We start from the raw sequence: 12,648 nt of genomic DNA on the forward strand, positions 1-12,648 counted from the left end.
GCCGGCACAATGCCGGCCATGCCCGAGGAACGCGCCAAATCTGCACCGCAAAAAGCGATGGAGAAACTCGGCCTCGTGCGCGACATCGACCTGGCCCTGCACCTGCCGATGCGCTACGAGGACGAGACCCGGCTCATCCCCATCGCCGCGCTGCGCGAGAACGAGCCGGCCCAGGTGGAAGGCGTCGTCGTCGACTGCCAGGTCGAGTTGCGCAGCCGCCGCCAGCTGCTGGTGCGCGTGAAGGACGACTCCGGCACGCTGCTGCTGCGCTTTCTGCACTTCTACCCCTCGCAGCAGAAGCAGATGTCGGCCGCGACCCGGCTGCGCATCCGCGGCGAGGCGCGTGTCGGCTTCTTCGGCCGTGAGATGGTGCACCCCGTCGTCAAGGTCGTCGACGACGACACGCCGCTGGCTAAAGAGCTGACGCCGGTCTACCCGTCTGCGGCGCAGCTGCCCCAGGCCTATCTGCGCAAGGCCGTGGCCTCGGGCCTGGCGCGCGCCGACCTGCGCGAGCTGCTGCCGGCCGGCGTCGTGCCGCCCGACCTGCCTTCGCTGAAGGAGGCGCTCAACTACCTGCACCACCCGCCGCCCAGCGCCTCCCAGGACGCGCTGCACGAGCACCACCACCCGGCCTGGCACCGCCTCAAGTTCGAGGAGCTGCTGGCCCAGCAGCTGTCGCAGCTGCAGGCCCAGCGCGAGCGGGCCTTGCTCGTCGCGCCCGCGCTGCGCGCCAAGCCCGGTGGCCTGCACGAGAAGCTGCTGGCGGCCCTGCCCTTCCAGCTCACGGCCGCACAGCAGCGCGTGTCCGAGGAGATCGCCCAGGACCTGGCCCGGCCACAGCCCACGCACCGGCTGCTGCAGGGCGACGTCGGCTCCGGCAAGACCGTGGTCGCGGCGCTGGCCGCGGCCGTGGCCATCGATGCCGGCTGGCAATGCGCGCTGATGGCGCCCACCGAGATCCTGGCCGAGCAGCATTTCCGCAAGCTCATCGACTGGCTGGAGCCGCTGGGGCTCAAGGTCGCGTGGATCACCGGCAGCGTGAAGGGCAAGGCGCGGCAGAAGATGCTGGACGCGGCGGCCTCGGGCGAAGCCCAGCTCATCGTCGGCACGCATGCCGTCATCGAGGACAAGGTGAAGTTCGCCAGGCTCGGCCTGGCCGTCATCGACGAGCAGCATCGCTTCGGCGTCGCGCAGCGGCTGGCCTTGCGCAACAAGCTCAAGGCGATGGACCTTGAGCCGCACATGCTGATGATGAGCGCCACGCCGATCCCGCGCACGCTGGCGATGACCTATTTCGCCGACCTGGACGTGTCCACCATCGACGAGCTGCCGCCCGGCCGCAGCCCCATCGTCACCAAGGTGTTCACCGAGTCCAAGCGCCACGATGTGGTCGACAAGATCCGCATGGCGGTGGCCGACGGCGCCCAGGTCTACTGGGTCTGCCCACTGGTGGAGGAAAGCGAAGCGGTGGACCTGCGCAATGCGACCGAGACGCACGCGGAGTTGAGCGCCACGCTGGCGGGCACCAGCGTCGGCTTGCTGCACGGCCGCATGTCGCCCGGCGACAAGGCCGCCGTCATGGCGCAGTTCTCCAACGGGGCCATGAGCGTGCTGGTGGCCACGACGGTCATCGAAGTGGGCGTGGACGTGCCCAACGCCAGCCTGATGGTCATCGAGCATGCCGAGCGCTTCGGCCTGGCGCAACTGCACCAGCTGCGTGGCCGCGTCGGGCGCGGCGCGAAGGCCAGCGTCTGCGTGCTGATCTACAGCCCGCCGCTGTCCGACACCGGCAAGTCCCGGCTCAAGGCCATGGCCGAGACGACCGACGGCTTCGAGATCGCAAGGCGCGACCTCGACATCCGCGGCCCGGGCGAGTTCATGGGCTCACGCCAGAGCGGCGCCGAGCTGCTGCGCTTCGCCGACCTGCAGGAGGACGCGCCGCTGCTCGTCGCCGCGCGTGCGCTGGCGCCTGAGCTGCTGGACCGTCATCCGGCCGCGGCAGCCGCCCAGGTGAAGCGCTGGCTGGGGACCAAGGCGGAGTACCTCAAGGCTTGACTACTTGCAGGTGAAGCTCTTCGCATTCACCTCCTTCACATTGCCTACGCCGCAGGTGGCCAGGGCCTGTTCGCTCATCTTGCTGACGGCCTGCGTGTCGGCCGGCGTATGGATGGGCGGTGCGAAGACGCAGGCGCCGAGCAGGCTGGAGGCGGCCAGGGCGGTCAGCGGGGCAAGGACGGTGGCGAAGCGCTTCATTCGAGTTGTCGGGGACAGGTGTTGAGGAGGACGCATCCTCCCCAACCGAGGCCAGCCGGTCACGCAGCGAGCGACGGACTGCAGATCGCCCAGGACAGGCTGCACGCCGATCTCACAACTCCAGCTTCTCGCGCAGCAGCTTGGCCTGGCGCCTCGACACCTCGACCTGGTGGCCGTCGCGCAGCAGCACGCGGTAGCCGTCGTTGCTCCACGGCTGGATGTCCTGGATCCAGCGCAGGTTGATCAGGTGGCTGCGGCTGGCGCGGAAGAAGAGCTGCGGGTCCAGCCTTTCCTCCAGGCTGGTGAGGGTGCGGGCCAGCAGCGGGCGCTGGCCGTCGAACCAGGCCTGGGCGTAGTTGCCGCAGGCCTCGAAGCCGGCCACGTCGCCCAGGCGCACGAACCAGCAGCGCTCGCCGTCGCGCAGGAAGACCATGTCGTCGGCGCCCTTGAAGGCGCCGGCCGCCAGCGCAGCAACCGGTGCGGGCCGCAGGCGCTCGCGGGCCTTGGCCAGCGCGGCCTCCAGCCGTCCGGCGTCGATGGGCTTGAGCAAATAGTCCAGCGCGTTGCGCTCGAAGGCCGCGAGGGCGTGCTGGTCGTAGGCGGTCGTGAAGACGACGAGGGGCAGATGCTCAAGCTGGTCCAGCAGGTCGAAACCGGTGGCGCCGGGCAGCTCGACATCCAGCAGCAGCAGCTCGGGTTGCAGGGTCTCGATGGCCTCGCGGGCCGGCGCCAGCTCGGCCGCCTCGCCAATGATGTCGGCATCGGGAATGGCGGCGAGCAGCGTGCGCAGCTCCTGGCGCGCCAGGCGCGAGTCCTCGACGATGTAGATCTTCACTGGTGCACCCTTCGCGCTACGCGCTTGCCTGGCCGAGCCGGCCAGGCGTTCACCAGGCTGGAGATGCCCACTGGGCATCTCCAGTCCGGGTTCACTCCCGCCAAGCGGGAGCGAGCTTGCTTGGGACGGCCCGGCGCAGCGCTCATGCGGCCAGCCCCACAGTCACATTGACGCGCCCATCGGCCGCGGCGATGCGGCAGTCCGCCCCGGCGCCGCCGGCTCGCGCCAGACGCTCGCGCAGATGCACCAGACCCAGTCCGGTGCTGGTGGGGGCCGTGGGCTGCGGTTGCCACTGGCCCGGGTTGTCGACGGCGATCTGGAGCCTCTCGCCGTCGCGCGCGATGCGGATGTCGACGACACCACCGCCCGGCGTGCGCGCGATGCCGTGCTTGATGGCGTTCTCCACCAGCAGCTGCAGCAGCATGGGCGGCACGCTGGCGCCGGCCGTGGCGGGGTCGACCTGCCAGTCCACGCGCAGCCTCTCCTCGTGATGCAGCTGCTCCAGCGCCACGTAGTCGCGCACGACGGCCAGCTCATCGGCCAGCGGCACGCGCTCCTTGGCGCTGTGCTGCAGCGTGTGGCGCAGCGTGTTGGACAGGCGGCTCAGCATCTCGCGGGCGCGGGCGGGGTCTTCGTTGATGAGGGCGCGCAGATTGTTCAGCGCGTTGAACAGGAAATGCGGGTTGATCTGGGCGCGCAGCACCTGCAGCTCCAGCTCGCGCGCGGCGGTCTCGGCCTTCCATTTGGCGATCTCGCCGGAGCGCCAACGCTCGATCATGTGCAGGCCCACCCAGACGGCCATCCACAGCCACAGCAGGATGCTGGTGTTGAAGGTGTAGACCAACAGCACCAGCCAGTTCCTCGGCATGCCGGGCGGGAACTCCAGCAGGCCCAGTGCCACACCGGCCTTGTTGACGAAAAAGATCAGAATCTGCAGGGCGACGGCGAACAGCGGCGGCACCAGCAGCAGGCGCAGCAGCAGGCCCTGCGGGGTTTGATCCAGCCAGGCCCGGCGCAGTGCCAGAGCGCGCAGCGCCTCGCTGACCACCCACAGCCCCGCAGCGACCGACACCATGACGAAGACCATGGAGCCGCTCAACGGCCCGAAGTTGGCAATCATCACGAGCGAGATGCCGACGTAGCCGCTCCACAGCAGCCCCTGGACGACTGCCCGCCTGCGTGTGTTCATGCGCTGCGCTTCCCTGGTTTATCTGGCGGCGGCCAGGAAGCCCTTGACCTCACCGACCAGCCAGTCGGCATCGTCCCACATGAGGAAGTGATAGCCGCGCTGGCTCATGGACACCTTGACGCCGTTCAGGCCGGCGTACTGGGTCTCGAAGATCTTCTTCGTGCTGTCCAGCGTCGAGCCCATCGGCTCGTAGGCCGCCCAGGCGCCGAGCACCAGGGTGGGCGCGGTGATGCGGGGCAACAGCGGGCGCAGGTCCTCGCCCCAGAGTTCGGACATGGCCTGAGCCGACGTCGCGCGGTCGGTCGCCATGCTCCAGGCGAAGACGCGCTCGTTGTTGGCCGGCGTGCGGCTCATGCCCATGGAACCCTGGCGGGCACCGGCCTCCCACTGCGCCGGCGTGGAGTTCAGCATGCCCTGGCGCATGGCCACTGCGGCGCCCTTCGCGGCCTCGGGCGTCATGCCGCGCAGGCCGGCCAGGAAGGGCAGGGAGTCGACGATGACGAGGCGTTCGATGCGGCCGGGCTTCTCGGCCGCCATCTGCAGGGCCAGCACGCCGCCCAGGCTGTGGCCCATCACGACGGGCTTGTCGAGCTTGCGGTCGTCCAGATAGCCCAGCAGGCGGTCGCGCATGCCGTTCAGGAAGCTGTCGGTCGCCACGGCCGGCGCGCCGGCAAAGCCAGGCAGCTGCACGATGTGGCATTGCACGCTGGGCTGCAGCGCGGCGCAGGTCTCCGTCCAGGTGCTGGCGGCGCTGTTCAGGCCCGGGATCATCAGCACCGGCCGGCCCTGGCCGACGACGTCGACACGCAGGTCGCGAAACTCGGCCGTCGCGGCCTGGCTGTTGCTCACCCACAGGGCAGTGGCAATGCCCACGGCAGCACCGAACAGGCCGATCCAGGAACGCTTGGACATGCAGGTCTCCATCGAGGTTGTGATGGACGCATGTTGCCGGCGGTCCCGGGCGTCACCCGGCACCGGATGACGAACGGCAAGCCCGGCGGACGAGTGGCGAGCCGCCGGGGCGGGCGGGGCTTACTTCAAGCGTTGTGCCCAGTAGACGAGCACTTCGGTGCGCGGTTCGATGTCGGTCGGGCTGTAGGTGTAGGTCGGCACGACATTGATCGCGTCCAGCGTGTTCAAGCCCGAGATGATGCGGCCGAAGACGGCATAGCCTGGGTTGGCGGCGCTCTGGTAGTCCAGGCTGGTGTTGTCCTTCACGTTGAAGAAGAACTGGCTGGTGGCCGAGTCGGCATCGCTGCGGCGGGCCATCGCGATGGTGCCGCGCAGATTGGACAGATCGTTGTTGCTCTCCAGCTTGATCGGCGCGAACAGCGGCGTCTTGGTCACCATGCCGCTGGTGTAGCCCCCGCCCTGGACGACGAAATCGCGGTCGACGCGGTGGATCAGCGTGTTCGTGTAGAAGCCCGCCGACACGTATTTGTAGAAGTTGGCGACCGTCTGCGGCGAGTAGGTGTCGTAGAGCTCGACGACGATCTCGCCGCTGCTGGTCAGCATGCAGACCGTGCCCCATTTGCTCGCGGCGGACGCCGCCAGGCCGGCGGGGCTGCAGGACAGGGTCGGCGGGTTGGGGACCGGATTGGGGCGCGGGTATTGCGTGCCGCCGCCACCTCCACCTCCACCGCCCCCGCCGCCGCCCACATCGATTTCCACACCTCCACCGCAGGCGGACAGGGTGGCGACGAGCAACAGGGCGGCGAGACGTTTGAACATGGCAGGGCACCCGTTGGCGTGATGGGGCCTGCCTAACGAAAAGGTCCGCTGTCAGGACGACAGGCGGACGCAGCTTGTTACAGAGGAATCACCTTGGCGTCGGTGATGGTGACGTCGACCAGCGGCACGTCCGCGGCATTGGTGTTGACCGCGCGGATCTTGTCCACGATGTCCATGCCCGCCGTCACCTGGCCGAATACGGCATAGCCCGGATTGGCCGGATTGGCGTAGTTCAGGCTCGTGTTGTCCACGGTGTTGATATAGAACTGGCTGGTGGCGCTGTCGGGCACCGCGGTGCGGGCCATGGCCAGCGTGCCGCGCAGGTTGGACAGGCCATTGCGGCTTTCCAGCGCGATGGACGCGTAGGTGGGCGTCTTCTCCACCAGGCCGGCCGCGGTGCGGGTGACACCGCCGCCCTGGATGACGAAGTCCTTGATGACGCGGTGGAAGACGGTGCTCTTGTAGAAGCCGTCGTTCACATACTTCAGGAAGTTGTCCACCGAGACGGGCGCGTGGTTGCGGTCCAGGCCCAGCTCGATGTCGCCCATGGAGGTCGTGATCTTGACCTTGTGCGTGACGGTCAGCGTGACCGGCGTGGGCGGCGGGGTGATGGGGTCACCGCTGCTGCCACCGCCGCCGCCGCAGGCGGTCAGGGTCAGTGCGAAGGAAGTGGCAGCCAGGGCCAGCAGAGGACGCCGGCGCAGTCGAATCTGTGTCATTTCAAATTTCAAGGTTGTCGATCAAACGGGTGCTGCCTAGTTTCGCAGCTCCTAACGCGACCAGCGGCTGACCATCCACCGCTGGCCCTAAGTCGTGCTGCCTGCGCAGCGTCAGATAGTCCGGCGACCAGCCGGCATCGCGCAGTGCCTGCATGGCGTCCGCTTCCAGGGCCGCCACGTCGCGCTCGCCGGCCTGCCAGCGGGCAATGAGGCCTTTCAGCGTGCGCGACAGGCGCAGCGCCTCGACCTTCTCGGCCTCGCTGAGGTAGCCATTGCGCGAGGACAGCGCCAGGCCTTCATCGCTGCGGCGCGTCTCGCCGCCGTGGATGGCGACGGGCAGCGCCATCTGCGCCGTCATGCGGCGCAGCACCATCAGCTGCTGGTAGTCCTTCTTGCCGAACACCGCCAGCGTCGGCTGCACGATGTTGAAGAGCTTGTGCACGACGGTGCAGACGCCGGTGAAGAAGCCGGGACGGAAATGGCCTTCGAGGATGTCGGCCAGTTCGGTCGGCGGCATCACCTTGTAGCCCTGGGGCTCGGGGTAGAGCTCCTTCTCGCTTGGCGCGAAGACGATGTCGCAGCCGGCGCCTTCGAGCAGCGCGCAGTCGCGTTCCAGCGTGCGCGGGTAGGTGTCGAAGTCCTCGTGCGGCGCGAACTGCAGCCGGTTGACGAAGATGCTCGCGACGACCGCGCCCGCCGGACCCACAAGCTCGCGGGCCTGCTTCACCAGGGCCAGGTGACCCTCATGCAGATTGCCCATGGTGGGCACGAAGCCGCGTTGCCGGTGGAGGGCGAGCGCGTCGCGCAGTTCGGCGATGGTGTGGATCACCTGCATGGTCAGAACCCGTGGATCTCGTTCACCGGGAAAGTCTTGGCCTTCACCTCGTCGACATAGCCCTTCACGGCGGCCAGCACCGAGGCCTGGCCTTCCATGAAGTTCTTGACGAAGCGCGGCTTGCGGCCGGGCGTGATGTTGAGCATGTCGTGCAGCACCAGCACCTGGCCCGAGGTGCCGACACCGGCGCCGATGCCGATGACGGGCACGGGCGACTCGGCCGTGATCTCGGCGGCCAGCGCGGCCGGCACCATCTCGTAAAGCAGCATGGCGGCACCGGCTTCCACCAGCTCACGCGACTCGCGCTTCATGCGCGCCGCCCCGGCCTCGTCGCGGCCCTGCACCTTGAAGCCGCCCAGCGCATTCACCGTCTGCGGCGTGAAGCCCAGGTGGGCGCAGACCGGGATGCCGCGCTCGCTGATGAAGCGCACCGTCTCGGCCGTCCAGCCACCGCCTTCGAGCTTGACCATATGGGCGCCCGCTTTCACCAGCGCGGCGGCGCTCTTCCAGGCCTCTTCCTTGCTGACGTGATAGCTGTCGAAGGGCAGGTCGGCAATGATCCAGGCCCACTTGTGGCCGCGCGACACGCAGAAGGTGTGATAGACCATGTCCTCCAGGCTGACCGGGGCCGTCGAGCCGCGGCCCTGCAGCACATTGCCCAGGGAATCGCCGATCAACAGGATGTCGACACCGGCCTCGTCCAGCAGGCTGGCGAAGGCCGCGTCATAGCAGGTCAGCATCGCGATCTTCTCGCCGCTGGCGTGCATCTGCGCCAGGCGCGGCAGGGTGATTGGCTTGCGGTCGGTCATAACTTCTCCGTAGAAACCCCGATGGGGCTGCCGAGGCGGCCGCAGTGTAGCGTTCGGCCCTATGACCCTCACAGAGTTGCGCTACATCGTCGCCGTCGCGCGCGAACGCCATTTCGGCCGCGCGGCCGAAGCCTGCTTCGTGTCGCAGCCGACGCTGTCCGTCGCCATCAAGAAGCTCGAGGAAGAACTGGACCTGAAGATCTTCGAGCGTGGCGGCAGCGAGGTGTCGGTGACGCTGCTGGGCGAGGAGATCGTGCGCCAGGCCCAGTCGGTGCTGGACCAGGCCGGCGCCATCAAGGAGATCGCCAAGCGCGGCAAGGACCCGCTGGCCGGCGCGCTGCGCCTGGGCATCATCTACACCATCGGCCCCTATCTGCTGCCCGAGCTCGTCAAGCACACCATCGAGCTCTATCCGCAGATGCCGCTGATGCTGCAGGAGAACTTCACGGTGAAGCTCTTGGAGATGCTGCGCACCGGCGAGCTGGACTGCGCCATCATGGCCGAGCCCTTCCCCGAGGCGGGCCTGGCCACGGCCCAGCTCTATGACGAGCCCTTCGTCGTCGCGCTGCCGGCCACGCATGCGCTGGCCACCCGCGAGACCATCTCGGCCGAGGAGCTCAAGCGCGAGACCATGCTGCTGCTGGGCACCGGCCACTGCTTCCGCGACCATGTGCTGGAGGTCTGCCCCGAGTTCGCGCGCTTCTCCAGCGACGCCGAGGGCATACGCCGCAGCTTCGAGGGCTCGTCGCTGGAGACCATCAAGCACATGGTGGCCTCGGGCATGGGCGTGACCGTGGTGCCGGCGCTGTCGGTGCCCAAGGACGCCGGGCCCTTCGCCGGGCCGTCCCAAGACGGGCCGCGCCCCCTCGGGGGGCAGCCCAGCTATTCGCTGGGCGTGGGGGCAGGAAATTCACACCTGCGCTTCGTGCCCTTCAGCGAGCCCATCCCGACACGTCGCGTCGTGCTCGCCTGGCGGCGCAGCTTCACGCGCTACGAGGCCATCGCGGCGCTGCGTAACGCGATCTACGCCTGCAAGCTGGACAGCGTCACCCGGCTGTCGCAGTGACGGCCTGAAACAGCCATGTTGCGCCGCACAATGTTCTACTGCGCATCACCTCCACACCCGCCGCGCGCGCCCTCGCCATGAGCACCCTTCCCGTTGACACCACGGCCGGCGCCATCCATTTCGTTGGCGGTGAAAAAGGCGGCGTGGGCAAGTCGCTGCTGTCGCGGCTGCTGGCGCAGTACATGATCGACCGCGGCATCCCCTTCACGGGCTTCGACACCGACCGCTCCCACGGCGCGCTGCTGCGCTTCTATGCCGACTACGCCTCGCCCGCGCTGGTGGACAACTTCGCGGCGCTGGACGCCATCGTCGAGAGTGCCCTGGCCGAGCCAGGCCGGCGCGTGCTGGTGGACCTGGCCGCGCAGACCCACGAACCGCTGGCGCGCTGGATGGACGAGTCCGGCGTGCTGGAGCTGGCGGCCGAGGCCGGTGTGGCCGTGAACTACTGGCATGTGATGGACGCCGGGCGCGACTCGGTGGACCTGCTGGCCCGCCTGCTGGACCGCTTCGGCGACAGGCTGCGCTATGTGCTGGTGCTGAACCAGCTGCGTGGCGACGACTTCTCGCAGCTGGAGCGCTCCGGCCAACTCGCCCGCGCGCAATCGCTCGGCGCCCGCACCATGCCGCTCAAGCATCTGCAGGACGCCGTGCTGCGCAAGATCGACGCGGCGGATGCAAGCTTCTGGTCGGCCCGCACCGCATCCAGCAGCGAGGGCGCCAAGCTGGGCCTGCTGGAGCGTCAGCGCCTGCGTGTGTGGCTGGCGCTGGTGGAGAGCGAACTGGCGCGGCTGGGCGTCTAGAGCCCGGTGGGCCAGCGTCACATCTTGGTGGTGGCGCGACGTCGCCGGTCTGTGCACCATCGGGTGCCGCCCACGCGGCGCTTGATGATGATTTTGGCTATTGGTAGGTTAGTTCTATTCAAAGCCAACGATCAATAGTCATCATTAAGCTTCGGTCTCCCCCCAGACACCAGGAGCAGACATGAGCGACCCGACCACCAAGCCCGAAGGCAAGTGCCCCTTCCACCATGCCGCCGGCGGCGGCACCAGCAACCGGGACTGGTGGCCCAACCAGCTGCGCGTCGACCTGCTGAACCAGCATTCGAGCAAGTCCGACCCGCTCGGCGACGGGTTCAACTACGCCGAGGCCTTCGCCCAGCTCGACTACAAGGCGCTCAAGGCCGACCTCGTCAAGCTGATGACCGACAGCCAGGACTGGTGGCCGGCCGACTTCGGCCACTACGGCCCGCAGATGGTGCGCATGGCCTGGCACGCGGCCGGCACCTACCGCACGACCGACGGCCGTGGCGGCGGCGGGCGCGGCCAGCAACGCTTCGCGCCGCTGAACTCCTGGCCCGACAACGTCAACATCGACAAGAGCCGCCGCCTGCTGTGGCCCATCAAGCAGAAGTACGGCCAGGCCATCTCCTGGGCCGACCTCTTCATCCTGGCCGGCAATGTGGCGCTGGAGTCGATGGGCTTTCGCACCTTTGGCTTCGCCGGCGGCCGCGAGGACGTCTGGGAACCCGACATGGACGTGGCCTGGGGCGCCGAGACCAAGTGGCTGGCCGATGACAAGCGCTTCGAGGGCGATCGCAACCTCGTCGCCAGCGTCGGCGCCACCCACATGGGCCTGATCTATGTGAACCCCGAAGGCCCCAACGCCAGCGGCGACTACCTGGCCGCCGCCAAGGACATCCGCGCCACCTTCGGCCGCATGGCCATGGACGACGAGGAGACCGTCGCGCTGATCGCCGGCGGCCACACCTTCGGCAAGGCCCACGGCGCCGCGCCCGAGCACCACAAGACTGCCGAGCCCGAGGGCGCCAGCATCGAGTCCCAGGGCCTGGGCTGGACCAGCGGCTTCGGCGGCGGCCATGGCAAGGACACCATCTCCAGCGGCCTGGAAGTCACCTGGACCCAGACCCCCGCGCAGTGGAGCAACCACTTCTTCGACAACCTGTTCAAGTTCGAATGGGAGGCCACCACCTCGCCGGCCGGCGCCAAGCAATGGGTGGCCAAGAACGCGCCCGAGGACATCCCCGACGCTCACATCCCGGGCAAGTTCCACAAGCCCACCATGCTGACGACCGACCTGACGCTGCGCTTCGACCCCGAGTTCGGCAAGATCTCGCAGCGCTTCCGCGACGACCCGCAGGCCTTTGCCAACGCCTTTGCCCGCGCCTGGTTCAAGCTGACCCACCGCGACATGGGCCCCAAGGCGCGTTATCTCGGCCCCGAGGTGCCCCAGGAAGACCTGATCTGGCAGGACCCGCTGCCGGCCGCCAGCCACCACCCCACCCCCGGCGACATCGCCGACCTGAAGGCCAAGATCGCCGCCTCGGGCCTGACGGTCAGTGAGCTGGTCTCCATCGCCTGGGCCTCGGCCTCGACCTTCCGCGGTGGCGACAAGCGCGGCGGTGCCAACGGCGCCCGCCTGGCACTCGCGCCGCAGAAGGACTGGGCCGTCAACGCCGCCGCCGTGAAGGCCCTGCCCAAGCTGGCCGAGATCCAGAAGGCCTCAGGCAAGGCGTCCCTCGCCGACGTCATCGTGCTGGCCGGCGTCGTCGGTATCGAGCAGGCCGCCAAGGCTGCCGGTGTGTCGGTCGAAGTGCCCTTCGCGCCGGGTCGCGTCGACGCCACGCAGGCCCAGACCGACGTCGAGTCCTTCGCCGTGCTCGAACCCCTGGCCGACGGCTTCCGCAACTACAGCAAGGGCAATCTGGGCGCCTCCACCGAGGCCCTGCTGATCGACCGCGCCCAGTTGCTGACGCTGACCGCGCCCGAGCTGACCGCGCTGGTCGGTGGCCTGCGCGTGCTGGGCAGCAATGCCGACGGCGGCAGGCATGGCGTGCTGACCGACAAGCCCGGCACGCTGAGCAACGACTTCTTCGTCAATCTGCTCGACATGGGCACGGTCTGGAAGCCGACGGACGCCAGCGCCGAGGTCTTCGAAGGCCGCGACCGCAAGAGCGGCGCCGTGAAGTACACCGGCACGCGCGCCGACCTGATCTTCGGCAGCAACTCCGTGCTGCGCGCCTATGCCGAGGTCTATGCCAGCGCCGACGGCAAGCAGAAGTTCGTCAAGGACTTCGTCGCCGCCTGGACCAAGGTCATGAACCTCGACCGCTTCGACCTGCACGCCTGAAAAAGGACAGACCAGGGCCCATTGAGCGACGGCAGACCCTGAATCAGAAGAATTCAGAGCCAAT

12 protein-coding genes are annotated in these 12,648 nt (G+C 68.4%); 4 read left to right on the forward strand and 8 right to left on the reverse strand.

From position 1 onward, the window contains the following. Window positions 1-18 precede the first annotated feature (18 nt). Entirely contained in the window at window positions 19-2,055 is a 2,037-nt protein-coding gene (gene recG / locus AC1DW3_RS10700) for an ATP-dependent DNA helicase RecG (protein WP_477931233.1), read from the forward strand. Here recG and AC1DW3_RS10705 read toward each other — a convergent pair whose 3' ends face one another. The 8 genes from AC1DW3_RS10705 to panB form a co-directional block, all read right to left on the reverse strand. Next, on the reverse strand, window positions 2,056-2,253 hold the full coding sequence (locus AC1DW3_RS10705) for a hypothetical protein (RefSeq protein WP_477931235.1): 198 nt from the start codon (window positions 2,251-2,253) through the stop codon (window positions 2,056-2,058). A gap of 112 nt (window positions 2,254-2,365) precedes the next feature. Then, window positions 2,366-3,088, reverse strand: coding sequence for a LytR/AlgR family response regulator transcription factor (locus AC1DW3_RS10710; RefSeq protein WP_477931237.1), 723 nt, complete (start codon window positions 3,086-3,088; stop codon window positions 2,366-2,368). Window positions 3,089-3,230: 142 nt separating this feature from the next. Next, on the reverse strand, window positions 3,231-4,277 hold the full coding sequence (locus AC1DW3_RS10715; RefSeq protein ID WP_477931239.1) for a sensor histidine kinase: 1,047 nt from the start codon (window positions 4,275-4,277) through the stop codon (window positions 3,231-3,233). Between the two features lie 18 nt (window positions 4,278-4,295). Then, window positions 4,296-5,189, reverse strand: a complete 894-nt coding sequence (locus tag AC1DW3_RS10720; RefSeq protein WP_477931241.1) for an alpha/beta fold hydrolase — start codon at window positions 5,187-5,189, stop codon at window positions 4,296-4,298. A gap of 120 nt (window positions 5,190-5,309) precedes the next feature. Beyond that, window positions 5,310-6,008 carry a peptidylprolyl isomerase gene (locus AC1DW3_RS10725; RefSeq protein WP_477931243.1) on the reverse strand — a complete coding sequence of 233 codons (699 nt, stop codon included), beginning with the start codon at window positions 6,006-6,008 and terminating at the stop codon, window positions 5,310-5,312. A gap of 77 nt (window positions 6,009-6,085) precedes the next feature. Continuing rightward, window positions 6,086-6,727 (reverse strand): peptidylprolyl isomerase, encoded by a 642-nt coding sequence (locus AC1DW3_RS10730; protein ID WP_477931245.1) that lies wholly within the window; start codon window positions 6,725-6,727, stop codon window positions 6,086-6,088. Window position 6,728: 1 nt separating this feature from the next. After that, the gene (gene panC, locus AC1DW3_RS10735; protein WP_477931247.1) at window positions 6,729-7,562 is read right to left on the reverse strand and encodes a pantoate--beta-alanine ligase; all 834 of its coding nucleotides are present in this window, start codon (window positions 7,560-7,562) and stop codon (window positions 6,729-6,731) included. 2 nt (window positions 7,563-7,564) lie between these two features. Further along, the gene (gene panB, locus AC1DW3_RS10740) at window positions 7,565-8,371 is read right to left on the reverse strand and encodes a 3-methyl-2-oxobutanoate hydroxymethyltransferase (RefSeq protein WP_477931249.1); all 807 of its coding nucleotides are present in this window, start codon (window positions 8,369-8,371) and stop codon (window positions 7,565-7,567) included. Between the two features lie 61 nt (window positions 8,372-8,432). On the opposite strand from panB, the gene AC1DW3_RS10745 reads away from it, so the two are divergent. The 3 genes from AC1DW3_RS10745 (at window position 8,433) to katG (ending at window position 12,584) form a co-directional block, all read left to right on the forward strand. Further along, window positions 8,433-9,437 (forward strand): hydrogen peroxide-inducible genes activator, encoded by a 1,005-nt coding sequence (locus AC1DW3_RS10745; RefSeq protein ID WP_477931251.1) that lies wholly within the window; start codon window positions 8,433-8,435, stop codon window positions 9,435-9,437. A 77-nt stretch (window positions 9,438-9,514) separates the two neighbouring features. Then, window positions 9,515-10,237: a P-loop NTPase family protein gene (locus tag AC1DW3_RS10750; RefSeq protein ID WP_477931253.1), complete on the forward strand. Its 723-nt coding sequence runs from the start codon at window positions 9,515-9,517 to the stop codon at window positions 10,235-10,237. Between the two features lie 181 nt (window positions 10,238-10,418). After that, entirely contained in the window at window positions 10,419-12,584 is a 2,166-nt protein-coding gene (gene katG, locus AC1DW3_RS10755; protein WP_477931255.1) for a catalase/peroxidase HPI, read from the forward strand. The last annotated feature ends 64 nt before the right edge of the window (window positions 12,585-12,648 follow it).

It is taken from the genome of Roseateles sp. P2_H4 (assembly GCF_056403315.1).